Consider the following 24,405-nt stretch of genomic DNA (forward strand, 5'->3'; position numbering starts at 1 on the left):
TCTTCATATACACCATAAGATAAAAGGAGTGAATGTTTTATGCACCGTATTACGCTTGAACAAATTTTTAAACACCACATTACACAAAAATACGTAAACCGTTCTGGAATGGTCCACGCGATCGCTGTCGCTTACCATGCGTTTCACCTAGCCAAAAAGCATCACGCCTCAGTCGATGCTGCCACAAAAGCTGGCTTCCTTCATGATATCGGACATCATACGTGGTACACAGGCGGCGAATGGGATTATGACTTATATAAAAAGAATGATATCCATGCAATTAAAGGCGCTGAAAGAGCACATAAATTACTTATTAGATTAGGAGAACATCCAAAACTAGCAAAAGAAATTTCTATTGCAATTCTTCTTCATACAGATTCTTTCTTAGTGGAACAAGAAATTGAAAGAACATCTCTTCAAAATATTATTAAATGGGCAGACGAAGCAGATGAAGAACCGGGCGGAGCGCATCATTATCGAACAATTTCTTATGAAAAAGCACTTAAAGCAATTCAGCAATTAGATCGATTGGTAGAGCGTGAATTGCAAATAGAGCAAGCAAAATTGAATAACAAGACAGAACATAGTTATCAATGAGAAAGAGGCATCACTACAGGGTGATACCTCTTTTATTATTTTATGGAAAATACACCTTTATATGTAATATTTAAATATTACGCCTGAAAACAAAATCCATTATTCCAGCTATGTTATTTCATATTATCAATAATATGTTAGCATTCTTAGGATAAAGAGAGGTATCATGATGATACCTCTCTTTACTCTTTTTATAACAACTTCTTTATACTAATTTTAATTTCTTTAATTGTCTTATTAGCGAGGATAAATGGATTACAAGCACAATGTAAAAGTATACACAACATAGGATTTATTATTTTTATTGCGGGACTACTGGGGGTTATTTTCTGGGTTCTCATGTCTGCAGGTGATTCATTCTATATCTAATTGAATCCTTGTATAAGAAAACAAAAAAGCAGGGAAATTAATTCCCTGCTTTTCTATTTGGTTTATTGCCTGATTGTAAGAAGAACGATAACACCCAAGCGATACCTGCAAGTATCGTTGCGATTAAGAAGGCATCGTTAATACCGTTAATTGCAGATAGTTTTGAAATTTGTCCATATAATAGTTGTGTGCTCATCGCGTCTCCTGCTTGAGCTGATCCAGCTAAGGCCGCTAAGCTTTGACCCATGCCGTGTACTTTATCAACTAAAATTGGGTTTGATGTTGTTAACATGTTGCCGTAATCTGCTACGTGGGCAGTTGTTTGTTGCGTCATAAGTGTAATTAAAATCGCTGTTCCAATTGAACCAGCTACTTGTCTTGACGTATTTTGCGTTGCTGTACCGTGAGAAATTAATTTCATCGGCAGCGCGTTCATACCAGCTGTCATAATTGGCATCATAATGAATGACATACCAATTGAACGTATAATATAATCCGTCATAATAACGCTATACGGCGTATCCATCGATAATTTTGTAAATTCATATGTCGCATACGTCGTAATTGCCAATCCAATTATCGCTAATGGACGAATACCATATTTATCGAATAATTTACCCGCTACTGGTCCCATGATCCCCATAATTAATGATCCTGGAAGAAGTAGTAAACCAGATTCAATTGGCGTAAAGCCACGAATGTTTTGCAGATATACTGGAAGCAATAACATACCTCCGAATAATGCCATCGTAACGATTGCATTAATTACTAAAGTAAAAGTAAATACTGGATATTTAAATACTTGTAAATCAAGCATTTTATTGTCCGTTGTTAACTCTCTCCAAATAAATAACGCTAAACCAATTACACCGATAACAAGTGAAATAATGACTTCTGCACTAGTCCAACTATTATTTCCAGCTTCACTAAATCCGTACAATAAGCTTCCTAGTCCAATACTTGAACTAACCACACCGAATATATCTAATTTCGTTTTAGACACCGGCTGAGCTAGTGTAAAGAATTTTAAAGATAGGAACGTAATAATTAAACCAATAATAAACATCGCATAGAACATTAAGTTCCAGCTATAGTTTTCAATCACCCAACCTGTTACAGTTGGTCCGATAGCTGGTGCTAAAATCATCGCTACACCTAGTAATCCCATCGCCGCTCCGCGTTTATGAGGCGGGAATAACGTCATGAAGATATTCATACCAACCGGCATTAAAATACCCGCACCAACTGCTTGAATTACGCGACCTGTCATCATCATTGTAAAGTTTCCTGAAGTAGCACAAATGATAGATCCTACCGTGAAGAATAACATTGCTGCTACGAATAATTTACGATACGTAAATCGTGAAACTAAAAAGGCACTAATCGGTACTAAAATACCATTTACAAGCATGAAGCCTGTAATTAACCATTGTGCTGTTGAAGTTGATACATTAAATTCATTCATTAACGGAGGTAATGCAACATTAATGATTGTTTGGTTTAAAATAGAAACGAACATGCCTAGAATTAATACAGCTACAACTGCTTTTACGTTCACATTCTCTACAGGCATAGACATTTGTTTTTTCGGCACTTCTTTTTCTTGTTTTACTTCTTCTTGCTTTCCTGTTTCTAACTCAACTACATTAGAAATTTCCGATTCTTGCTTTCGTTCAATTTCTTTCTCTTCTGTTTCAACTTTACTTACTTCTATTTTACTTACGGCTGGGACTTGTTCTTCTCCCATTTTCGTTTTTTTCTTTCGTAAAAGACGATTTACAAGGAAGAAGACGATTATACAAAATAGTGCATATCCTGCAATTACAATTGAGGACATCTCATCTCCCCCTTACTTATGAATACGAACTGTCACATTCATGCCAGGAACAATATTTACTGATTTGCTATGATCTAAAGAAATTTTAACTGGTACTACTTGTGTTACTTTCGTATAGTTCGCTGTTGCGTTGCTTGATGGCAACATAGAGAATGTATTCGCTGTTGTTAAGCCAACTTGTTCTACTTTTCCTGTTAACGTTGTATCTGGGTATGCATCTACATACACATCTACATCTTGACCTTTTTGAACATCATCAACATCTGTTTCTTCAATGTTTGCTGTTACCCATAAATTGTTCATATCAAATGCATAAGCAATCGGGCTACCCGCTCCAACGAAAGCATTTGTTGTCGCGTTTGATTGTACAACTGTTGCATTTTGTGGAATTGTTACATCTACTGTTTGTTCTCCATTAGCTGCCGCTACAGTAACAGTACCTAATTTATCGTTCTCATTATAATTTTTTCCTACTTCAGCTTTCCAGTCAGTTAGTTTACCTGCTACTGGTGAAGCAACCGGAATTACCTTTCCATCAATCTTTGCATTGTCTGTTTTTAAGTAATTTTCCGTTTGATTGTAATAGTAATAACCGCCAATACCGCCGCCAACTAGTACAATTAATGTGATAATGTTGATAATTACCATTCTTCGAAACTGATTCATTGCATTCCTCTCCTTATATCGCATATAATTTTTTTCTAAACTATTTATGTCCTTATTGTTTAGATTGTTTAATTGTTAATTATATTAACCTTTTAACAAAAAAATCACACCATCTGCAGCGTAAATCGAAATTTATCTACCTGCGAGCGGTGCTGATTTCTGAAGGACTATCGTTTATAATTATAAATAATTATTTTGAATCTACAACCGACAATTCACGTATGAAATGTCGTTTAAACAACAATATAATACCAATATGTTGTTTAAGTATAGAAAATTAAACGAGGGGAAATAAAAATGTCTATTAAAAATACAAATGATCCACGTGTAAAACGGACGAGACAACTCATACAGGATGCTTTTGTCGCTTTAGTAGGCGAAAAAGGCTTTGAAAATGTAACTGTGCAACATATCGCAGAACGCGCTCCTGTAAACCGCGCTACATTTTATAGCCATTACCACGATAAATATGACTTACTAGACAAAAGCATTGAAGAAATGTTAGAAAAGCTAACTGAAGTAATTAAACCGAGAAATAGAAATAAAGAAGATTTCCAACTAACATTTGATTCGCCACATCCAAGTTTTTTGGCCTTGTTCGAACATATTGCAGAAAACACTAACTTCTATAACGTCATGCTTGGTGATAAAGCTGCTGGAAACTATACGTATAAGATGATGAAAGCAATTCAAACGCATTTAACATTAAGCCTCTCTATTTCACAACCTAACGATGAAAAACTAATGGTTCCACGCGATATTCTCATTAGTTATGTTACTGGTGCCCACCTAGGAATGATTATGTCATGGCTAAAAAGAGGGATGATATATACCCCGCATTTTATGGCGATGCAATTAACTCGTTTAATTATTTTAGGGGCTCATACTGCTGCAGGATTAGAAAGACCTTTTTAAAACATAAAAAAGCGAAGGAGAAGCTCCTTCGCTTTTTCTATTAATTAAATGTAATGTTATGTACAGCCTCTTTATCAAGACGTTTAATAACTTCTACAATTAACTTCACTGCATTTTCATAATCATCACGATGTAACATTGCCGCATGAGAATGGATATAGCGCGTTGCAATTGTAATTGCCATAGAAGGAATACCATTTACAGCAATGTGAATCGCACCCGCATCCGTTCCTCCGCCTGCTACTGAATCATATTGATACGGGATTTGTAATTCATCAGCAACATCAACTACGAAATCACGTAAACCTGTATGTCCAATAACAGAAGCATCATATAAAATGATTTGTGGTCCATCGCCCATTTTACTTTGTGCTTCTTTTGACGTTACACCCGGTGTATCTCCAGCGATACCAACATCTACTGCGAACGCGATATCTGGTTTAATATAATTCGCAGATGTTTTTGCGCCACGAAGACCAACTTCTTCTTGTACAGTTCCAACGCCATATACAACGTTTGGATGCTTTTCATCTTTTAATTGTTTTAATACGTCAATTGCAATTGCACAACCGATTCGGTTATCCCATGCTTTTGCAAGTAACATTTTTTCATTCTTCATCACTTGGAATTCAAAGTAAGGTACAACTTGATCTCCTGGTCGTACGCCCCACTCCATCGCTTCTTCTTGGCTAGAAGCACCGATATCGATGAACATGTCTTTAATTTCAACTGGCTTTTTACGAGCTTCTGGAGGTAAAATGTGCGGTGGTTTTGAACCAATTACACCTGTTACATCTCCTTTACGCGTTACAATCGTCACGCGTTGCGCAAGCATAACTTGTGACCACCAGCCACCAACCGTTTGGAAGCGAAGGAAACCTTTGTCATCGATTTGTGTAATCATAAATCCAACTTCATCTAAATGACCTGCAACCATAATTTTCGGGCCGTTTTCTTCCCCTACTTTTTTCGCAACTAAACTCCCTAAATTATCAGTAGAAAGTTCGTCCGCAAACGGCTCAATATATTTCTTCATTACTTCACGTGGTTCACGCTCATTACCAGCAATACCACGTGCATCTGTTAATTCTTTTAGCATTGTCAATGTCGCGTCTAATTTTGTCATTGCCAACACCCTCCTTTTTCTTCAGTCAATTCATTATACAATAATTAAATTGAAATATTCAAAAATTAAATTAGTATCCTTGTGTTTGACGCTGATGATTTACTTCATTTTTATCTAAATATGCTTTTTCAATCTCTTCTTGTTCAAATTCAAGTGCTTGTCCAAGTCGAAGATAGCTCGTAAATAATTCAATATAGTTTGTAATAGATGGTTGATCTGTAAAACGAATTACTTTCGCATATGTGTCTAAGAAAATTTCCACTTGTGTTTTATTCGTCTGTGCACATTTATAGAATAGGAAGTTTTTATCAATACCTAAATCAATTCCGATTGATAAAATAAAATGCAAACCATCTACGTATTCTTCTAATATTACTTCACGTTCTGATGCTGGTTTGTTGCTCCAATATTTAAAACAACGTGTTTCATTTGCAAGTTCTCCAATTTCTACAAGAAGAGCTAACATTTTTTCTTTTAACAATTTTTTCGGTTGTAAGTCATGTTCTTTTGCAATACGGTCATCTAATTCTTTTTGTAATTTAAATAGTTGTAGTAAGTCCATTCTATTGTCCTCCTCCAACATCGCATTTTACGCAACAATGTTGTTTCATCTCAAAGTTCATTATTATGTTTCAGTTCTTATGAATAAGTCAGCTATCTAACTCTTTATAAAATAGCTTGTCCTTAATTTACAAATACGTTTCAGTCATCGCTCTTAAATTGTTCATCTGATGAAAGTTCCATATCATCTTTCCATTATAGCAGTGTCGTTTCAGCTAGGAAAGATACTCTTCTTTCCAAACGAGCAGAATTGAAAAAAGCCAGGAGTATTCTCCTGACTTTATATGTATATTCTTCTATACTGCTATAACTTTTATATTGATTTTGTCATATTGATAACAACATAGCCGTTAATCTTTAGAATTTCTTTCACTTCTAACTTCTATTTGAATACAAATAAAAAACCTTAGAAGAAAATTCTTCTAAGGTTTCAACTAATTAATTAGTTAATGTTGTTTTTTGCAACTGTTGCTAATTCAGCGAAAGCTTTTTCGTCATGAACAGCTAAGTCAGCAAGCATCTTACGGTTAACTTCGATGCCAGCATTTTTAAGACCGTGCATTAAGCGGCTGTAAGAAAGACCATTCATACGAGCTGCTGCGTTGATACGTGTAATCCATAATTTACGGAAGTCACGTTTCTTTTGACGGCGGTCACGGAATGCATACATTAGAGATTTCATAACCTGTTGGTTAGCAACCTTGAATAATGTATTTTTTGAACCGTAGTAACCTTTTGCTAATTTAATTACTTTTTTACGACGTTGACGAGTAACTGTACCACCTTTTACTCTTGGCATAATATTACCTCCTAATTGTTCTATATATCAGCCGAACTTATTTTAAGTTGTCAAGCATTTGACGAATGCGTTTGAAGTCACCAGCGCTTACTACACCAGCTTTACGTAGTTTACGTTTAGCTTTTGTAGATTTGTTAGCGAATAAATGGCTTGTGTAAGCGTGAGAACGTTTCAGTTTACCTGATCCAGTCTTTTTGAAACGCTTTGCAGCGCCGCGATGAGTTTTTTGTTTAGGCATAGGTATTTCCTCCTCTATCTATTACTTATCGTTTTTCGGTGCTAAAACTAAGAACATACTGCGTCCTTCCATTTTAGGCTTAGATTCAACTGTGCTAACTTCAGCACAAGCTTCTGAGAAGCGATCTAAAACACGTTGACCGATTTCTTTATGAGTAATGGCACGTCCTTTAAAGCGAATTGATGCTTTAACCTTGTCGCCTTTCTCTAAAAACTTGATAGCATTACGAAGTTTTGTGTTAAAGTCGTGTTCATCAATTGTTGGACTTAAACGAACTTCTTTCATGCTAATTACTTTTTGATTTTTGCGCTGCTCTTTTTCTTTCTTCTGTTGCTCAAAGCGGAATTTACCGTAGTCCATAATGCGGCATACTGGCGGTTTCGCATTTGGAGCAACTAATACTAAATCAAGATTAAGATTTGCAGCTAAGTCTAAAGCGTCATTACGAGACTTGATTCCAAGTTGATCGCCATTTGCGCCAACTAAACGTACTTCACGTGCACGAATTTGCTCGTTAATCATCATATCCTTGCTAATAGTAAGCCACCTCCAAGGTTTTCTCAGAACATATTTTGTAGTCATAGAACCCGAACAAAAAAAGTGCGGGCATACGACACCCACACTTGTAAAATCTTAAGTAAGAAATACATTTACCTGTTAACTGCGAATGCGTCCATCAGGTGAGAAGCGGGTGCTTCTACTTGTTCCACAAAACAATATTCTATTATCCTTGATGAGTTTATCATAGGACATGACGTCTGTCAAGAAGACGCGATGTGTTTTACTAACAACAAGAAATATTGTAACAAACAACTAACATACTTGCAATACTTTTTTATGATAAGTGTTACATGGTTATTTTTTCTAATTTTTCTCAAGTATATTACATAAAAAAGCCGCGGTATACCGCGGCTTTTTCTTATCGTTTTCCTTCTACTTTAATCATGTCAACAAAAGCATCTAATGCGATTGTTTCTGATTTTTGTTCACCATATTTACGTACGTTTACGCCGTTTTCAGTTACTTCATTGTCACCTACTACAAGCATGTACGGAATTTTTTGCATTTGTGCTTCACGGATTTTGTAACCGATCTTCTCTTCACGAGTGTCTAATTCAACACGGATACCAGCACGACGCAATTCGTCTTGTACTTTCTTCGCATAGTCTAAATGTACTTGCGGAGAAACTGGAATTACTTGTACTTGAACTGGAGCTAACCATGTTGGGAATGCACCTTTGTATTCTTCAATTAAGAAGGCTACAAAACGTTCCATAGTTGATACAACACCACGGTGAATTACAACTGGACGATGTTGTTTACCGTCTTCACCAACGTATGATAATTCAAAGCGTTCTGGAAGCAAGAAGTCTAATTGTACAGTTGAAAGTGTTTCGTCTTTTCCAAGAGCAGTACGAACTTGAACGTCAAGTTTTGGACCGTAGAATGCCGCTTCACCTTCAGCTTCATAGTAATCAAGACCCATTTCATCCATAGCTTCTTTTAACATACCTTGTGCTTTTTCCCACATCTCATCATCCGCATAATACTTTTTAGTATCTGCTGGGTCGCGGTAAGATAGACGGAATGAGTAGTTCTCTAAACCGAAATCTTTGTACACTTCTAGAGTTAAGTTTACAACACGTTTTAACTCTTCTTTAATTTGATCTGGACGAACGAAAATATGCGCATCGTTTAAAGTCATTCCGCGTACACGTTGTAATCCAGATAACGCACCTGACATTTCATAACGGTGCATTGTTCCAAGTTCCGCAATACGGATTGGTAATTCACGGTAGCTGTGAATATCATTTTTATAAACCATCATATGATGAGGACAGTTCATTGGACGAAGAACTAATTCTTCGTTATCCATTTCCATTGATGGGAACATGCCATCACGGTAGTGGTTCCAGTGACCAGAAGTTTCATAAAGCTCTCTGCTTCCTAGTACTGGAGTATATACGTGATCATAGCCTAAGCTTGCTTCTTTATCAACGATATAACGCTCGATAATACGACGAATTGTTGCACCCTTTGGTAACCAAAGTGGTAAACCTTGTCCTACTTTTTGGCTATTAGTAAATAGTTTTAATTCTTTACCTAATTTACGGTGATCGCGCTCTTTCGCTTCTTCAAGCATACGTAAGTGCTCATCTAATTCCGCTTTTTTAACGAATGCAGTACCGTAAATACGTTGTAGCATTTTATTATTGCTATCGCCGCGCCAGTAAGCACCTGCAACGCTTAATAATTTAAACACTTTAATTTTCCCTGTAGATGGAAGGTGAACACCACGACAAAGGTCGAAGAATTCGCCTTGCTCATAGATTGAAATAACTGCATCTTCTGGAAGATCGTTAATTAAATCTAATTTTAACTCATCGCCGATTTCTTCAAAGCGACGAATTGCTTCTGCACGTGGTACTTCATGACGAACGATTTCTAAGTTCTCGTTCACGATTTTTTGCATTTCTTTTTCGATTTTCTTGAAGTCTTCAACTGTAATTGCTTCTTCCATATCAATATCGTAGTAGAAGCCATTTTCAATTACTGGACCAATGCCGAGCTCAACCTTAACATCTTTATATAAACGTTTTAACGCTTGTGCTAAAAGGTGGGCTGTTGAATGGCGTAAAATATATAGGCCATCTTCAGAATCTAATGTAATGATAGAAACTGCACCATCTTCTTCGATTGGTGTAACAAGATCGATCATCTCATCGTTTAATTTTCCAGCTACAGCTTTTTTCTTTAAGCCTGGGCTAATAGAAGCTGCGATTTCTTCAGTTGTTACGCCTTTTGGAAACTCCTTCACAGCTCCATCAGGGAAAGTAATTTTAACTACATCTGCCATCACTGGTCACTCCTCTTTTTCTCAAAATAAAAAACACTCATCCCGTAAAAAGGGACGAGTGTTGAATTCGTGGTTCCACCCTTGTTCCAATTAACATAATTGTTAATTGCTCAAGTTCAACATAACGGTGTTGTCCGTTAGCAATTACTAGAAAAACCGTTCACTGCTAAAGTTTAGAGGTGGTAAGTAATAATCCCGTACTAGGAAGCTCACACCCTAAGGCTTCCCTCTCTGAAAATCGTAGAAAACTACTCATGTCCTCATCATGACATTTCAATATATTTCATTTATGTAGGTAATTATATGCTCAAAAACTTAGAAAATCAAGGGCGTTACCTTTATTTTTTAAATTTTTCACATTGCGCTCAAAATCATGTAATCCATGTAATTGGACCCGTTCTTGGAACACATTTCGCAAAGTAATAATCATATTATGGTCTTGTTCTTTCGTATATAAATAAATCTTTTTAGGCGAAATAGAAAGAAGCGGCGCAATTACTTTCGTATCAATATATACATCATTTTGCTTTAATAATTCCTCATCTATATATTGGACCAACTTCTCCTGTTTTAAACGTCTACCTTTATCATCATAAAAGATAAAGCTTTCATCAAAAATAAGATGCACGCAAGACAAACGTGATTTACGGCTACTTACTTGTTGCCGAAGCGTCTCAATGAACATTTGGTATTCTTGCTCCATCTTATATTCATCAATTGCCACTTCCGCAAGTTTAGCCACCATTTCCCTATATGTACGAAGACGAAAACGGATATATGATGAAAACGAGAATGAGAGCGGATCACAAAGCCAATTATTTAAAGAAGACTTAATATATGACTCAAATGCGTTACGCGTTAAATCCTGAGCTACACCTTTTCTTCTTCCCTTTAAAATCTCATGTGCCATGTGCAATATTTGATGACACTCTTCTTGTTCTTCATAAAAAAACTTTTCTTTTAAAATCGTATAAATCCACTCATTTTGTTTCACATTCACAATGAAATACACCATTACTGGCAATAAGATTTTTTCAATATAATTCGATTCACGTACTGGTATGTGAATCACCACTTTTTGTTCCTGTAAATACACACTCGTTTCCTTATATAACACTTCCGCTCTTTTCAGCAATTGTCTATATACGTGCATAGCATCATTTTTTTCTTCGAAGCAAATTTCAATCACTTTTGTCCCCCCTTTTATCCCCGCTCTAAAGGACTGTATCTATACGTTACAAATCCTATAAGAGTCCGTCCCGCGTGAATTTCACTCTTAGTAGAATCACATTTCCTATCGTTAGAAAATCCACTCAATATGGCTTGCTAATTTTATATATATTAAGGGAGGGAGAAAAAAATGATACAAGCTACTATGAATTTTTATTGTATACTTTACTTATCAATAAAAGGGGGTATCTGAATGTTTGAATATAAATTCGTAAAAGTCGAATTACATTGGGGGTTCACTCGCTCAAAACCAGCTGAAGACTACCAAGAAATTATTCAAGAACATGCTAGAGATGGCTGGAGGTTCGTACAGATTGTTGCCCCTACGTTTGGCAGTTCTGGACAACCTGAATATTTCGACCTCATATTTGAAAAGAAAATATCACTATAATACAAAAGAGCAAGCTTCTCAGCTTGCTCTTTTACTTATGACGACGGTTTTTCCCACCAATCGGAATTGGTTTCGCTAAATATTTAATTCGTTCCATAATACGTGCTGCCTTCATTTCTTCAGCCTCGCCACGCTGCGTATACGTTAAATGGTGTTCCAGTTGTTTAAAATCAAAATTAGACGTAAAGAACGTCGGTAAGTTTTCTAACATACGGAATTGTAAGATTGCACCGAGTACATCGTCACGGACAAAGCTTGACATCGCTTCTGCCCCGATATCATCTAACATTAAAACTTGTACGCGTTTAACCGCATCAATCTTCTCACCAATCGAATTATCTTGAATTGAACTTTTAATTTCACGTAAAAATTCCGGGAAGTATACGAGCATCGAACTTATTTTCTTTCGAGCAAGCTCGTTCGCTATTGCTCCTAACAAATACGTTTTTCCTACACCAAATTTACCGTACAAATATAAACCTTGTGCTTTTTTACCTGGTTCATATGTACTTAAAAATTCATTCGCTGCACCAATCGCATCGATACGTGCATTTAAATCAGAAGGATCTAAGTTTTCCATAGTTGCCTGTAAAATATCCGTTGGCATATATACACTTTGAACAAGTTTTTCATATTTCTTTCTCTCGTCATGCGCTACTTTTCTAACGCAGCGATCGTATTGAATATCAATCATCTTCCCTTGAATAACAAGCTTTGGCTCGTACCCTTGTAGCATATTTTTACATGAGCCTAAATCCGGACAATCCACGCAACCTACACTTTGTCCAATATATTCATATAACTTCACAAGACTGCGCTCAATCATAGAAGTCGTTACTTCACCCTTATGTTCATCTATAAATTCTTTCACACGCGGATGCGCCATTACTTCTGCCTTTAATACTTCATATCTATTTTTAAAGTTTTCATTTTCCATTAATTTTGCAAATGAATTTTGAATATGCTCCATTTTCTCACCTCAAAGAGCGTTCATTCTCTTCTATTAATCACGCTTATATTTTTTTAACACTTCTTCTAGTCGTTTTCGTTCATCTTCTAGCGTACTTGCATCTTTTTCTACACTTACATCTTTCTTCACTGTTTCTTTCTCTTGTTCTTTCGGCTCTTCTTCCTTAAGCCAATCTGGCACCATTTCTTTCCGCACCGTTTTCTTCGCCGTACGGCCTTTTTTCTTCGTCTCAGCCCACTCTTGATATTGACGGTTCTCTTCTTTCGCTAACGCCATCGCGTCCGCTACTGTACCGACCTTTTTACGTGCCCAATGCCCAGCAATCTTCTCGACATACGTTTTCGCAAGTTTCATATCTGAGCGTAGCATAACGTAATAAATAAGTACATTCACAACTCCTGGTGTCAATTTTTGATTAATCATGACATCTTCAACGATCTGCAAGTCCGCTTTCGTTGCCTCTGCACCACCAGAAATCTCTTTCAATAGTTGTTTTGGTGAGATTTCCTCTAGCTGCTTTATTAACATCTCCTCTTGGGATGAAGGCTCTTTCTCTTTCATCGTACGTGCAACATGAGGCTGTACTCTTTCACTTAATACCGGTAATGCTTGACCATTTTCAAATTGATACCAATCGCGCGCTCCTTTTCTAAGCCTTTCCATATCAATTGTTTGCATCTCTGTCACTGCACCAAGAACGATATTTTGCATCGATAACACATCTACACCATACACGTAAGCAAGTGTTATAACGCAGTCTCTCACTTGATCTGTAATCGCCTTTTTAGGAACAAGAGCGGACAATCCATCTACAAATAAAGAGAAATCAAAGAAATCATTCCAAACTTTCGGAGCGTCTCCCTTCTCGTTACTTGGCATAGTTGTCGTTTTTGGAATACGAAGGTCTTCTTGCGCATGCTCAAGTTGTCCTGGATTAAACGAACCAAACACATCATTGAAAGAACGCGTAACATTTTCATAAGAAGCAAAATCAAATTCTTCTTCTAAGAAATATTGCTTTACTTGATTATATTTTGTCCTGCTCAATCGATTGTATAAAAAGATACTTAAAACAATATCATCAAAAAACTGCTTCGGAGATAAAGGTGGTTGCAACTCATATATGAACATTCGAATATCTTTTTCTTTCTTAATATATACCTTCAAAAGCCCAATTGCCTCTAACTTTACTCGTTCCTCATATACTTCAGGAAGTTGCATTTGCATAGTCACCATAAGGGAATGATGCGTATTCTCTTTTCCAAATACACGATCTTGCTCAAGCTCTCCCCATAGTGTCATGTATAAGCTAAAAGCTCTACTACCTATTAACGGCTGATACAACATCGTTAACACTTTTCGGTCGTAATTGTGCAGTAGTCCTTTCGCACTTACTTTATAACGATCAATCGGCAATAGCTCCATCCATGACTGTTTTTCCATTCTTGCTTTTCCTTTCTCTCATCCAATCTATCCTCTACTTCATTCTTTCTATCTTCATTATATAAATTCTTAGTGAAAAAGAGCTATTAGCTTGCGCTTCTAGCTCTCTTATCCTATTACTTACGGTATGTAAAGAGAATAAAATACAACTTCTACTCTCTTTCTTTTTGCAGTATATCTTTTAATTCTTCAATAAATACATTTAAATCTTTAAATTGACGATATACAGAAGCAAAACGTACGTAAGCAACATCATCAATATCGCGAAGTTCTTCCATAACAATTTCACCAATCATATCACTTTTCACTTCTGATATACCTAAATTACGCAGTTCACGTTCCACGCTTTGTGTTACTTCTTCTAATTGTCTTAAAGATACTGGTCTTTTTTCACACGCTTTAATTAAACCGCGTAAAATCTTTTCTTTATTAAACTCTTCTCGTGTGCCTTCTTTTTTTACAACGATAAGAGGTGACTCTTCTACCCTTTCAAAGGTCGTAAAGCGACTTAAGCAGCTTTCACACTCTCTCCTTCTTCGAATAGAGCGCCCCTCGTCTACCGGACGCGAATCTAACACTCTTGTACCATTATGAGAACAGGATGGACAACGCAATTCATTCACTCCTTTACACTATACTCTTTATTTTTCTCTACTCACTTCACCTAAAATATATATACAATATTATATAACTCATTCTAACTCTCTTACCACTTTAAGTTCCAGCGCATCACTTTATCATCTCATCCTTAAAAATAAGATGGTATATAGGGCACTACCTCATTTGCAAGAGTCCAATTTATTCAACTAACGAGTACGTTATATTTTCCCTTTTTTATAAACTAAAAAAGAGGTGCATTATACACCTCTTTACATTTTAAATCAATTATGTTCTTTTTTAAAGAGCTTTTGTTTCTCTCTGCTTAATTTCGAAGCTACCAGTGCCTCGAGGAAGCTCGATGCTCTCACGCGTTTTCGCGTTTAAACCTTCTGCAATATATTCTGCAGCAACATTTGGATCAATACGATCCCCACAAGTATAAACATCAATACTTGCGTAACCGTGCTCCGGAAAGCTATGAATTGTTAAATGTGATTCTGAGATAATTACTACTCCACTTACACCTTGTGGTGCAAATTTATGGAAAGCAACCTCACGCACTTCAGCACCAGCTCTTAGTGCTGCATCCACAAATAATTGTTCAATATACGGCATGTCATTAAGCTTGTCGAAATCGCAATCCCAAAGTTCAGCGATCACGTGACGACCCATCGTATCCATAGTATCCATTCTACAGTTCCCCCTTGTAAATTTATTCTAACTGTTCGAATTGAAAACTAATTTGCAATTTGGCTTGCTCCACTACCACGGGGGAAAGTTAGTCCAGAGAGGTCCTAACCCTTTAAGTAGTGACTACGTACCTCAGCTCTTAAGTTTACGAGTGTTAGTATACTTTGTTTATTTTCATTTTGCAACAACAGTTTTTTCGATTTTCTGTCATATTTTCCTCTTTACTTTTCCCTAAAAAAAATAAACGATTCACAAATGCAGTAATCACAACGTTTCGTGGTATGTCCACTTTTTAAAATATACTTATATAATTTTTTTCCTTTTCAGAAAAAATTAAAAAAAGAGGGCAAATATCGCCTTGCCCTCTCCTCCCTTATTCACTTAAATGTGTTGCACATTTTCTTGTTTCGCTAACTCTTCAACAACTAACGTTACAAGATCTACAACACGACGAGAGTAACCCCACTCGTTATCATACCAAGCAAGTACTTTCACTTTACGATCACCCATTACCATTGTAGATAAACCATCGATAATAGCTGAGTGTGTATTTGTATTAAAGTCGATAGATACTAAAGGCTCTTCGCTGAATTCTACAATACCTTTTAACGCACCGTTTGCAACAGTTTTGAATGCATCGTTAATAGCTTCAACTGTCACATCGCGTTTTACATCTACTACTAAATCAACAAGAGACACGTTTGGTGTTGGTACACGAAGTGCCATACCATGAAGTTTTCCGTTTAAATGTGGAAGAACTTTTGCTAGCGCTTTCGCAGCACCTGTCGTTGTCGGAATGATTGATTGTCCGCAAGCACGTGCTCTTCTTAAATCTTTATGTGGGTTATCAATATTTTTTTGGTCATTTGTATAAGCGTGAACTGTCGTCATTAAACCGTTTTCAATTCCAAACTGCTCATCTAACACCTTCACAACAGGCGCTAAACAATTTGTTGTACAAGATGCATTTGAAATAACAGTATGTTTTGTAATATCTAATTGGTCTTCGTTCACACCAACTACAATTGTTACATCTTCATTTTTACCAGGCGCTGTTAAAATAACTTTTTTCGCTCCAGCTTCAACGTGAAGAATTGCTTTTTCTTTCGAATTAAATTTACCAGTTGCTTCAATTACAACTTCAACACCTAAATCTGTCCAAGGCAATTCCTTTGGATCGCGGTTGTTTAAAAGGCGAATCATTTTTCCATCAACTAATAAGTGATCTTCAAATGCTTCTACTGTTCCGTCAAACTTGCCATGAACTGTATCATATTTAATTAAGTGTGCTAACGTTTCAGATGGATAGCTTGCATTGATTGCTACAATTTCGAATGCGCTTTCTTTTATTGCTTGACGAAATACCATTCTCCCAATACGTCCAAATCCATTAATTGCCACACGAGTCATAATATGTTATCCCCCTTGAATGCGTTATACTATTTATCTCCAATCCCAATAATAGTATAACACAAAAAGGGGATATGTCACTAAGCATTTTCATTAATTTCACAATTTTTTAGTCAATAATGTTCCACTTTTTTAAAATTACCTGCAATTGTGTTTTCGTTCCCATAATTGTGCCATCATTATTTATCACTTCATCTGCATTTTTCACTTTTTCTTCTAACGGCATTTGAGATTGAATACGAGCTGTTGCTTCTTCTTCTAAAAAGTTATTTCGTTTCATTAAACGTTCTAATTGCGTATGCGGCTTAACCGCTACAACTAAAATGCGGTCAACGAGACTTGTTAATTTGCTTTCAAATAAGAGAGGAATATCTAACACAACCGCTTGCATACCTTCTTTTATGTACATTTCCTTTTGCCTATTCATTTCCTCACGCACTGCAGGATGAACAATTTTATTTAACTGCAATCGTTTTTCTTCATTATAGAAAACGACACTTCCTAGTTTTGGACGATCTAGTTCTCCATCCTCTTGTAACACTTCCGTTCCAAATACTTCTACTATTTTGTTATATGCTGGTTTTCCTCGCTCTACAACTTCTCTTGCGATAATATCTGCATCAATAACTGGTATGCTCAGTTCACGAAACATTTGAGACACTGTACTTTTTCCGCTTGCAATGCCTCCCGTTAATCCAATTACTACTGTCATAATAATCCTCCTCATAATAAAAGGCGCGAAACTAATGTTCCACGCCCATACTTACATTTTCCAAATTCCAATAATGATGAGTAATACTCCAGGCAGGAATGTAAATTTTTGTAACCACTTCATATTTGATAAAACCGTTCCAAGTTTCATTCCAATAAATAAAAACAAAGAACTCATAACTGCAACTAATATCGCCATCATAGCGGGTGCATACCCTAATAAAGATGCACCAATTCCGGCACCAAATGAATCTACAGAAAGAGCTATACCAAGAAGTAATGCTTCTCCTGCAGAAATGGTGCCTGATTTATCAAAATCTGCAACAGTCGGTTTCCGTAAAATTTGAATCACTAGGCCTAGCGAGGCAATCTCTAATTTCCAGACCTTCTCCTCTTGCTTCGGTTCTTCTTTTCTCTCACTTCGAAAAAATTGATATAATACCCAAATCCCTATTCCAATAAGAACAAGCCCACCGATACGCGTTGCGATAACAGGTGAAAATACTTTCGCGATCATATGTCCAATTCCCATTGAAACAAGCATAACAGCCGCTGAACACATTCCGATAATTATAATTGATCTTAGTGGAATTCTTACGCTTCTTAAACCATATGTTAGCCCTACACTACAGCTATCTAAGCTTAATGTAAAAGCTAATAAAATAAGAGATAAATAAAGGTACATCGGTAAGCTCCTCCCTTATACATAGCTCTGCTGTATGTATATGACAAATGCCTATCCGATGTTATCTCTTTTCTATATTCTAGGCTGACAAATTGGGCAGTAATGCGTTCCTCGCCCGCCAACAACTGTTTTTTCTAATATCGTACCACAAGTTACGCACGGCTCTCCTTTTTTCCCATATACATTTAGGAGTTCTTGGAACGAACCAATTTGCCCTTGTGAGTTGATATACGTCCGAATTGTACTTCCGCCACGCTTTACTGCTTCGCCTAGCGTTGTAACGGTAGCCTCATAAATTCGCTCAATTTCTTCTACTGTTAAAGACGAAGCTTCTCGTTCTGGATGGATTTGAGAACGGAATAAAACTTCATCTACATATATATTTCCAAGCCCTACTAAAAGACGCTGGTCCAGTAGCACAACTTTTATTTTACGATTTGTCTTTTGTAATCTTTCTTGTAAATACTGCGGTGTCATTTCAGCATCAAATGGCTCCGGACCTAAGTCAGCAAGAGGCATTTGGTTCATTTCTTCACCTTTCTTAAAGAGATGCATCGTACCAAACTTTCTCACATCTTTATAATGTAATTCCGTTCCATCTGTAAATAAGAAACGGACGTGCGTATGTTTATCAATCGGCTCATCCTCTTGATGTAATAAAAACTTACCTTCCATACGCAAATGTGAAACAATGACATAATTCGTTACATATAAAAGCAAAAACTTTCCTCTTCGCTTTATATTTTCAATCTTCTCGCCTTTTAGCATTTCTTTAAAGATTTCTGCATCATCCGGTCGTTTCACTATTTTTGGATAAGTAACAATAACATCTTCAATCGTTTTTCCTGTTACAAGATTTTCAAGTGTCCGTCTGACGTTTTCAACCTCTGGTAATTCAGGCATTTCATCACTTCCTTATTTTGCGTCGTACCAAGTTGGACCGTAAGAATAATCAACTTTCAGCGGAACTGCAAGTTCAATCGCATGTTCCATTACTTCAGGTACAAGCTGCTCTAATTTTTCGATTTCTTCTTTTGGTGCTTCAAATATTAATTCATCGTGTACTTGCAGAAGAAGACGCGCTTGTAATCCTTCTTCTTCTAAACGATCTGCCATAATAATCATCGCTTTTTTAATAATATCTGCTGCAGTACCTTGAATTGGTGTATTCATCGCTGTACGCTCAGCGAAGCTACGCAAGTTAAAATTACGACTCGTAATTTCTGGAATATAACGGCGACGATTTAATAATGTAGCTACATATCCTTTTTGTTTCGCATCTTTTACGATGTCCTCCATGTATTCTTGTACACCAGGGAAACTTTCTAAATACTTTTCAATAAATTCCGCTGCTGCTTTTCTTGTAATTCCTAAGTTTTGTGAAAGACCATAATCACTAATACCATACACAATTCCGAAGTTAACAGCTTTCGCTTGTCGTCTCATATTTGAAGTTACTTCATCTTTTTCAACGCCAAATACATCCATAGCTGTTTTCGTATGAATATCCATGTCATGTTGGAACGCTTCAACTAGCCCTTTATCATTTGCAATATGAGCTAATACACGCAGTTCGATTTGTGAATAATCAGCCGCATACATAATCCATCCTTCTTCTGATGGAACAAATGCCTGACGAATCTTTCTTCCTTCTTCTAATCGAATCGGGATATTTTGCAAGTTCGGATCCGTTGAACTTAATCGACCTGTTTGCGTTAACACTTGATTAAAGCGAGTATGAATTTTAGATGAATCTTCATGTACAACTTTCAGTAAACCTTCAATGTAAGTTGAATTTAGTTTCCCTAATTGACGATAATGTAAAATATTTGGAATAATTTCATGGTGATTCATAAGCTTATCTAGTACATCAGCTGACGTAGAATAACCTGTTTTCGTCTTTTTAATAACCGGTAAGTTTAAGTTCTCAAACAGAATAACACCAAGCTGCTTCGGTGAATTAATATTAAACTCTGTTCCCGCAAGCTTATAGATTTCCTGTTCCATTTCCTTTAATCTACCCGCAAGTTCTTCTCCCATATTACGAAGACGCTCTGTATCAACTTTTACACCCTTTACTTCCATATCAGCTAATACACGTGCAAGCGGCAATTCTAACTCTGTAAACAGTTCATATTGCTCATTCTTCTTTAACTCTTCAACGAATGTTTGCTTTACATCATATAATACATGCACTTTACGAGCCACATGCTCCGCGACTACCTTTAACTCTGGAACAGCACGTTTCGCACCTTTTCCGTAAACTTCTTCATCTGATTTCACAGCATGCGTTTCTTTCATTTTCGCTACAGTACGGAAATCTTTATCTGTATCAGCCGGGTCAAGTAAATAAGCAGCGATTAATAGATCAAAGTCAATCCCTTGCATATCTATCCCATTCCATTTCAGTGCAACGATTGCACGCTTCGCATCAAATGTATGCTTTCTCATCTCTCCATCTGCAAGCCACTCTTTAAAAGCATCTGACTTAAGAGCAATGTCTGTCTGAATAAAGTAACATCCATTTTCATTTTGAATACCGAAACCTTGAATGTCTGCTTTATGATAGTTATCTTCTTGTACTTCAACGATAAGCGCACTATCTTGCTGAAGCATTTCTTCTGTAACTTCTTCCACAATATCAAATGTAATATCATCTAATTCAGCTGGAGCTGTTTCTTCTGGCGTAACGCCTAATTTATTTAAAAGAGATGTAAATCCTAAACTCTCGAACATTGGAATGACATCACTTGCTTCATATCCTTTATACGCCATATCATCCACATGAACTGTAATCGGCGCATCTGTAATAATAGTTGCAAGATCCTTACTCATAAGAGCTTGTTCTTTATTTTCTTCCAGTTTTTCTTTTAATTTCTTCCCACTTACTTGATCTAGATTTTCATACACTTCTTCAACCGTTCCAAACTGTGTTAACAATTTAATCGCCGTTTTTTCACCAACTCCTGGTACACCCGGAATATTATCTGATTGGTCTCCCATTAAACCTTTCATATCGATAATTTGCTTTGGTGATAAGCTGTATTTTTCAAATAAAGCTTCTTTCGTATATTCATCCACTTCTGTAATCCCTTTTCGCGGAATACATACAAGCGTGTTATCAGAAACAAGTTGAAGTAAATCTTTATCTCCTGAAATAACTTTTACACTCGCCCCTTGCTCACTCGCTTCTTTCGCTAACGTTCCCATGATGTCATCCGCTTCATAATTTTCTAATTCATAACGCGGTACATTGAACGCATCCAGCATCTCACGAATAAACGGGAACTGCTCTGATAATTCAGGTGGAGTCTTTTGACGTCCTCCTTTATACTCACTATACGTTTTATGACGGAACGTTGTTTTGCCTGCATCAAACGCCACTAACATATGAGTTGGCTTTTCTTCCTCTAATATTCTCATTAACATCATTGTAAAACCGTAAATTGCGTTCGTATGTATACCTTTGTCGTTATTTAAAAGCGGTAGTGCAAAGAAAGCACGATACGCGATATTATTACCATCTACTAATACGACCTTTTTTTCCAAAATTGAAACCTCCCCATACAAATTTGAAATGATTTTTTTCACAGAAAAAAACCGTTCCTTTCCTCTCTCTATATTAACATGACTAATAGAGAGAAGAAAAATAACGGCTATTTTCTTTCATATATAAAACAGACTTATATTGGCATAAAGGGAAGTGACGAGAACAGCTTAACTATTCTCGTCCAAAATTACTCCTTGGATGAAGGGGTTTTCATGTATTATATTAACAGAGCTTTATTAATATTTAATTAAGCCATTGTTAATATATTGTAAACATCCTTCATCCTATTTTTCAGTTGCTGATTTCGGTAAAACAACTGTAAACGTTGTCCCTTCTCCAACTTCACTATCTACTGTAATCGTACCTTGATGCGCCTCAACTAAATGCTTTACGATCGACAATCCAAGGCCGGTACCACCAGTATTTCTACTTCTTGCTTTATCCACCCGGTAGAAACGTTCAAAAATACGCGGAATTTCCTCTTTACTAATACCAATTCCAGTATCCGATACTTTTATATAAGCATTATATTTATCTTCCGCTAACTCTACTGAAACAACGCCTCCAGCCGGTGTATATACGATTGCGTTATTAATTAAATTAATAAAGATTTGTTTCAAACGACTTGGATCTCCAATAACAGAGGCACGTTTTAATACATTAACTTGTAAAGAGATTTCTTTTTCTCCTGCTTTATTATCAAGTACCATATGAATATCTTCAAGCAGCCCCTTCATATCAACGGTTCCCATATTTAATTTAAATCCTTGTTGTTCGATCTTCGACAAATCTAATAAATCTTCAATTAATCCTTGCATGCGCTCACTTTCTTTTAAAATAATGTGCAAGAAATGTTCGCAGAATTTTTTATTATCCATCGCTCCGTCTAAGAGTGTTTCTGAAAAACCTTTAATAGAAGTAATCGGTGTCTTTAATTCATGAGAAACATTCGCTAAAAAGTCTTTTCTCATTTGTTCTAATTTCTTTAACTCTGTTATGTCATGGAATACGAGAACAATCCCTTTCCATTCATGGTTTGTCCCGATAATCGGCGCTCCATATACTTCGAAATGCTTCCGTTCAATTCCAAGTGGCAATAACATTTGTTTACGCACTTTCACTTCTGTCATAAAGATTTCTTCTACAAGCTCAATAATTTCTGTATGATGAAACGATTCATAATATAAGCGATCTAAATATTCTTCATCTGTTACGTGGAAAGTTTCCTTATAAGAGCGGTTTACAAGGTTTATATATCCTCGGCTATCAATTAAAATCATTCCGCTTCCCATATTTTCAATTAACGTATGCAGACGATCTTGCTGCATTTCTTGTTCAAGTGTCATCTCTTGTAAATTTCGAGCTAAAATATTAATCGCTTTACTCAGCATTCCAGTTTCATCCGAATGACTTTCGTATGCACGTGCTTTATAATTGCCCTTTGCCAATTCAATTGCAACTTTCGTAACCGATTCAATTGGCCTAATATATTGCCCTGTAATTTTCATACCTAAAAATACAACTACGAGACAAGCAATGACAAATCCGATAATTAATAATCCCCACGTTTTTTGATGTACGTCTCTTAAAGGATCAATTATACTTTTCACCAAAATGTATCCTTGTTTTCCTTCTACATCTTGAACGAACACCGCATGATAAAATTCATTCTTTCGATCCGTTTCTTTCGTAATCACTTTACTTCGTTGTTTTGCCACTTCCGAAGAAAGTTCTTTAATCGTCTCTGGACTAAATGCCAATTCTTGTCCTTTTCTATATTGAACTTTCTTTTTTTCATCCAAAAATACGATAGAAGCTGGTATTTTTTCTTCTAACTTTTCAAATATGTATGGGTTTTTTAAGACATTATCAAAACCTTGCTCTTCTGCTAACGTCGCAACATACTCTGTCTCTTTTACCATTCTCTCTTTAGCATGATCTATATAGTAGTTTTCAAACACAGTTTCTAGTAATAAACCTAGTCCAACTAAAATAAATACAATAAGAGAAACAAATGTAAAAAGAAGCCTGGAACGAAATTTATTCATTCCCTTTTGGCTCCTCTAATTTATATCCTAAACCACGTATCGTTTTAATGTACGTCGGTTTTTTCGTATTTTGTTCAATTTTATCGCGCAAATGGCTAATATGAACATCAACAATTCGTGTATCACCAGCAAAATCGTAATTCCATACAGCACTTAGTAATTGATCACGTGTCAACACGCGACTTTTATTTTTCGCAAGATACACAAGTAGTTCAAATTCTTTTGGTGTTAATTCAAGCTTTCTTCCTTGGAAATAAGCCTCATAAAATTCCGGTAAAATTTTAAGTTCTGCAATTGTGATGCTATCTTCATCTGGCGCTTCTGCAACTTGTTCTTCTTGTTGTAATTTCGTACGACGCAAAATCGCCTTCACACGAGCAACAACTTCTCTTGGACTAAATGGCTTTGTCATATAATCATCCGCCCCAAGTTCAAGGCCTAGCACCTTATCAAACTCATCATCTTTTGCCGTTAACATTAAAATTGGCGTCATAACGCGCTGCAATCGTAATTCTTTACACACTTCCATACCATCCATTTTCGGAAGCATTAAATCTAATATAATTAAATCTGGGCGTTCTGTTGTCGCTTTTTGAAGCGCCATTTCTCCATCCATCGCTGTTATAACTTCAAACCCAGCTTGTTGTAAATTAAATTCGATTAAAGTTAAGATAAATTCCTCATCATCAACTACTAAAATACGATTGTTCAT

Annotated in this window: 23 protein-coding genes, 2 pseudogenes and 2 other annotated features; of the genes and pseudogenes, 5 read left to right on the forward strand and 20 right to left on the reverse strand. The window is 36.3% G+C overall.

Annotation, left to right across the window (positions count from 1 at the left end):
- Positions 1-39: 39 nt before the first annotated feature.
- The 3 genes and pseudogenes from ACX9TM_RS23120 to ACX9TM_RS23130 form a co-directional block, all read left to right on the forward strand.
- Positions 40-597, forward strand: coding sequence for an HD domain-containing protein (locus ACX9TM_RS23120; RefSeq protein ID WP_000554786.1), 558 nt, complete (start codon positions 40-42; stop codon positions 595-597).
- A 74-nt stretch (positions 598-671) separates the two neighbouring features.
- Positions 672-752 (forward strand): annotated as a pseudogene (locus ACX9TM_RS23125) (CPBP family intramembrane glutamic endopeptidase); the annotation flags it as partial.
- A gap of 58 nt (positions 753-810) precedes the next feature.
- Positions 811-966: pseudogene (locus ACX9TM_RS23130) on the forward strand (DNA-binding protein); the annotation flags it as partial.
- 37 nt (positions 967-1,003) lie between these two features.
- Here the strand turns inward: ACX9TM_RS23130 and ACX9TM_RS23135 are convergent.
- Together ACX9TM_RS23135 and ACX9TM_RS23140 are read right to left on the reverse strand one after the other, a co-directional pair.
- Positions 1,004-2,803, reverse strand: coding sequence for a DHA2 family efflux MFS transporter permease subunit (locus tag ACX9TM_RS23135; RefSeq protein WP_000095295.1), 1,800 nt, complete (start codon positions 2,801-2,803; stop codon positions 1,004-1,006).
- Positions 2,804-2,815: 12 nt separating this feature from the next.
- Positions 2,816-3,469 carry an HlyD family secretion protein gene (locus ACX9TM_RS23140; RefSeq protein WP_001071419.1) on the reverse strand — a complete coding sequence of 218 codons (654 nt, stop codon included), beginning with the start codon at positions 3,467-3,469 and terminating at the stop codon, positions 2,816-2,818.
- 297 nt (positions 3,470-3,766) lie between these two features.
- Between ACX9TM_RS23140 and ACX9TM_RS23145 the strand changes: the two genes are divergently transcribed.
- Positions 3,767-4,384 carry a TetR/AcrR family transcriptional regulator gene (locus ACX9TM_RS23145; protein ID WP_000023672.1) on the forward strand — a complete coding sequence of 206 codons (618 nt, stop codon included), beginning with the start codon at positions 3,767-3,769 and terminating at the stop codon, positions 4,382-4,384.
- Between the two features lie 40 nt (positions 4,385-4,424).
- Here ACX9TM_RS23145 and ACX9TM_RS23150 read toward each other — a convergent pair whose 3' ends face one another.
- The 7 genes from ACX9TM_RS23150 to ytxC all read right to left on the reverse strand — a co-directional run bounded on the left by ACX9TM_RS23150 (position 4,425) and on the right by ytxC (position 11,154).
- Positions 4,425-5,510, reverse strand: coding sequence for a M42 family metallopeptidase (locus ACX9TM_RS23150; protein ID WP_000163555.1), 1,086 nt, complete (start codon positions 5,508-5,510; stop codon positions 4,425-4,427).
- A 70-nt stretch (positions 5,511-5,580) separates the two neighbouring features.
- Entirely contained in the window at positions 5,581-6,072 is a 492-nt protein-coding gene (locus tag ACX9TM_RS23155) for a dUTP diphosphatase (RefSeq protein WP_000365050.1), read from the reverse strand.
- Between the two features lie 441 nt (positions 6,073-6,513).
- On the reverse strand, positions 6,514-6,870 hold the full coding sequence (gene rplT / locus ACX9TM_RS23160) for a 50S ribosomal protein L20 (protein WP_001138362.1): 357 nt from the start codon (positions 6,868-6,870) through the stop codon (positions 6,514-6,516).
- 37 nt (positions 6,871-6,907) lie between these two features.
- Entirely contained in the window at positions 6,908-7,108 is a 201-nt protein-coding gene (rpmI, locus tag ACX9TM_RS23165; RefSeq protein WP_001125945.1) for a 50S ribosomal protein L35, read from the reverse strand.
- Between the two features lie 21 nt (positions 7,109-7,129).
- Entirely contained in the window at positions 7,130-7,633 is a 504-nt protein-coding gene (gene infC, locus ACX9TM_RS23170) for a translation initiation factor IF-3 (RefSeq protein WP_000973215.1), read from the reverse strand.
- A 63-nt stretch (positions 7,634-7,696) separates the two neighbouring features.
- Positions 7,697-7,817 (reverse strand) — a sequence feature (ribosomal protein L20 leader region).
- Positions 7,818-8,027: 210 nt separating this feature from the next.
- On the reverse strand, positions 8,028-9,965 hold the full coding sequence (thrS, locus tag ACX9TM_RS23175; protein ID WP_000786083.1) for a threonine--tRNA ligase: 1,938 nt from the start codon (positions 9,963-9,965) through the stop codon (positions 8,028-8,030).
- A 47-nt stretch (positions 9,966-10,012) separates the two neighbouring features.
- Positions 10,013-10,241: a binding site (T-box leader), on the reverse strand.
- 31 nt (positions 10,242-10,272) lie between these two features.
- A complete protein-coding gene (gene ytxC / locus ACX9TM_RS23180; protein WP_000569629.1) occupies positions 10,273-11,154 on the reverse strand; it encodes a putative sporulation protein YtxC in 882 nt (293 codons plus the stop codon).
- Between the two features lie 234 nt (positions 11,155-11,388).
- On the opposite strand from ytxC, the gene ACX9TM_RS23185 reads away from it, so the two are divergent.
- Entirely contained in the window at positions 11,389-11,586 is a 198-nt protein-coding gene (locus ACX9TM_RS23185) for a DUF4177 domain-containing protein (protein WP_000464456.1), read from the forward strand.
- A gap of 31 nt (positions 11,587-11,617) precedes the next feature.
- Here the strand turns inward: ACX9TM_RS23185 and dnaI are convergent, their stop codons facing one another.
- The 11 genes from dnaI to phoP all read right to left on the reverse strand — a co-directional run bounded on the left by dnaI (position 11,618) and on the right by phoP (position 24,405).
- Entirely contained in the window at positions 11,618-12,556 is a 939-nt protein-coding gene (gene dnaI, locus ACX9TM_RS23190) for a primosomal protein DnaI (protein ID WP_000400104.1), read from the reverse strand.
- Positions 12,557-12,589: 33 nt separating this feature from the next.
- Positions 12,590-13,999, reverse strand: a complete 1,410-nt coding sequence (locus ACX9TM_RS23195; RefSeq protein ID WP_065381896.1) for a replication initiation and membrane attachment family protein — start codon at positions 13,997-13,999, stop codon at positions 12,590-12,592.
- 152 nt (positions 14,000-14,151) lie between these two features.
- Positions 14,152-14,613, reverse strand: coding sequence for a transcriptional regulator NrdR (gene nrdR / locus ACX9TM_RS23200; protein ID WP_001203687.1), 462 nt, complete (start codon positions 14,611-14,613; stop codon positions 14,152-14,154).
- A gap of 283 nt (positions 14,614-14,896) precedes the next feature.
- Positions 14,897-15,280: an adenosylmethionine decarboxylase gene (speD, locus tag ACX9TM_RS23205; protein WP_002003660.1), complete on the reverse strand. Its 384-nt coding sequence runs from the start codon at positions 15,278-15,280 to the stop codon at positions 14,897-14,899.
- A 390-nt stretch (positions 15,281-15,670) separates the two neighbouring features.
- Positions 15,671-16,699 (reverse strand): glyceraldehyde-3-phosphate dehydrogenase, encoded by a 1,029-nt coding sequence (locus ACX9TM_RS23210; protein WP_000198974.1) that lies wholly within the window; start codon positions 16,697-16,699, stop codon positions 15,671-15,673.
- 109 nt (positions 16,700-16,808) lie between these two features.
- Complete coding sequence (gene coaE, locus ACX9TM_RS23215) at positions 16,809-17,411, reverse strand: dephospho-CoA kinase (RefSeq protein ID WP_000219314.1); 603 nt, start codon at positions 17,409-17,411, stop codon at positions 16,809-16,811.
- 51 nt (positions 17,412-17,462) lie between these two features.
- Complete coding sequence (gene ytaF / locus ACX9TM_RS23220; RefSeq protein WP_000281747.1) at positions 17,463-18,095, reverse strand: sporulation membrane protein YtaF; 633 nt, start codon at positions 18,093-18,095, stop codon at positions 17,463-17,465.
- Positions 18,096-18,167: 72 nt separating this feature from the next.
- Positions 18,168-18,998 (reverse strand): DNA-formamidopyrimidine glycosylase, encoded by an 831-nt coding sequence (gene mutM, locus ACX9TM_RS23225; protein ID WP_001114478.1) that lies wholly within the window; start codon positions 18,996-18,998, stop codon positions 18,168-18,170.
- A 12-nt stretch (positions 18,999-19,010) separates the two neighbouring features.
- Entirely contained in the window at positions 19,011-21,644 is a 2,634-nt protein-coding gene (gene polA / locus ACX9TM_RS23230) for a DNA polymerase I (RefSeq protein WP_000412825.1), read from the reverse strand.
- Between the two features lie 285 nt (positions 21,645-21,929).
- On the reverse strand, positions 21,930-23,693 hold the full coding sequence (gene phoR / locus ACX9TM_RS23235) for a sensory box histidine kinase PhoR (protein WP_001032102.1): 1,764 nt from the start codon (positions 23,691-23,693) through the stop codon (positions 21,930-21,932).
- Positions 23,686-24,405, reverse strand: coding sequence for a two-component system response regulator PhoP (gene phoP / locus ACX9TM_RS23240; RefSeq protein WP_001065220.1), 720 nt, complete (start codon positions 24,403-24,405; stop codon positions 23,686-23,688). Before phoP ends, phoR begins: the two co-directional genes overlap by 8 nt.

The organism is Bacillus sp. LH1, assembly GCF_057924895.1.

Excerpts from the sequence above, each read along its gene's own strand:
- phoR (WP_001032102.1), bottom strand. The coding sequence starts at position 23,693 with ATGAATAAATTTCGTTCCAGGCTTCTTTTTACATTTGTTTCTCTTATT.
- ACX9TM_RS23135 (WP_000095295.1), bottom strand. The coding sequence starts at position 2,803 with ATGTCCTCAATTGTAATTGCAGGATATGCACTATTTTGTATAATCGTC.
- ACX9TM_RS23210 (WP_000198974.1), bottom strand. The coding sequence starts at position 16,699 with ATGACTCGTGTGGCAATTAATGGATTTGGACGTATTGGGAGAATGGTA.
- ACX9TM_RS23185 (WP_000464456.1), top strand. The coding sequence starts at position 11,389 with ATGTTTGAATATAAATTCGTAAAAGTCGAATTACATTGGGGGTTCACT.
- rplT (WP_001138362.1), bottom strand. The coding sequence starts at position 6,870 with ATGCCAAGAGTAAAAGGTGGTACAGTTACTCGTCAACGTCGTAAAAAA.
- speD (WP_002003660.1), bottom strand. The coding sequence starts at position 15,280 with ATGGATACGATGGGTCGTCACGTGATCGCTGAACTTTGGGATTGCGAT.
- ACX9TM_RS23195 (WP_065381896.1), bottom strand. The coding sequence starts at position 13,999 with ATGGAAAAACAGTCATGGATGGAGCTATTGCCGATTGATCGTTATAAA.
- thrS (WP_000786083.1), bottom strand. The coding sequence starts at position 9,965 with ATGGCAGATGTAGTTAAAATTACTTTCCCTGATGGAGCTGTGAAGGAG.
- ACX9TM_RS23155 (WP_000365050.1), bottom strand. The coding sequence starts at position 6,072 with ATGGACTTACTACAACTATTTAAATTACAAAAAGAATTAGATGACCGT.
- ACX9TM_RS23140 (WP_001071419.1), bottom strand. The coding sequence starts at position 3,469 with ATGAATCAGTTTCGAAGAATGGTAATTATCAACATTATCACATTAATT.
- ACX9TM_RS23150 (WP_000163555.1), bottom strand. The coding sequence starts at position 5,510 with ATGACAAAATTAGACGCGACATTGACAATGCTAAAAGAATTAACAGAT.
- dnaI (WP_000400104.1), bottom strand. The coding sequence starts at position 12,556 with ATGGAGCATATTCAAAATTCATTTGCAAAATTAATGGAAAATGAAAAC.
- ACX9TM_RS23145 (WP_000023672.1), top strand. The coding sequence starts at position 3,767 with ATGTCTATTAAAAATACAAATGATCCACGTGTAAAACGGACGAGACAA.
- phoP (WP_001065220.1), bottom strand. The coding sequence starts at position 24,405 with ATGAACAATCGTATTTTAGTAGTTGATGATGAGGAATTTATCTTAACT.
- rpmI (WP_001125945.1), bottom strand. The coding sequence starts at position 7,108 with ATGCCTAAACAAAAAACTCATCGCGGCGCTGCAAAGCGTTTCAAAAAG.
- coaE (WP_000219314.1), bottom strand. The coding sequence starts at position 17,411 with ATGACAGTAGTAATTGGATTAACGGGAGGCATTGCAAGCGGAAAAAGT.
- ytaF (WP_000281747.1), bottom strand. The coding sequence starts at position 18,095 with ATGTACCTTTATTTATCTCTTATTTTATTAGCTTTTACATTAAGCTTA.
- infC (WP_000973215.1), bottom strand. The coding sequence starts at position 7,633 with ATGATGATTAACGAGCAAATTCGTGCACGTGAAGTACGTTTAGTTGGC.
- mutM (WP_001114478.1), bottom strand. The coding sequence starts at position 18,998 with ATGCCTGAATTACCAGAGGTTGAAAACGTCAGACGGACACTTGAAAAT.
- ACX9TM_RS23120 (WP_000554786.1), top strand. The coding sequence starts at position 40 with ATGCACCGTATTACGCTTGAACAAATTTTTAAACACCACATTACACAA.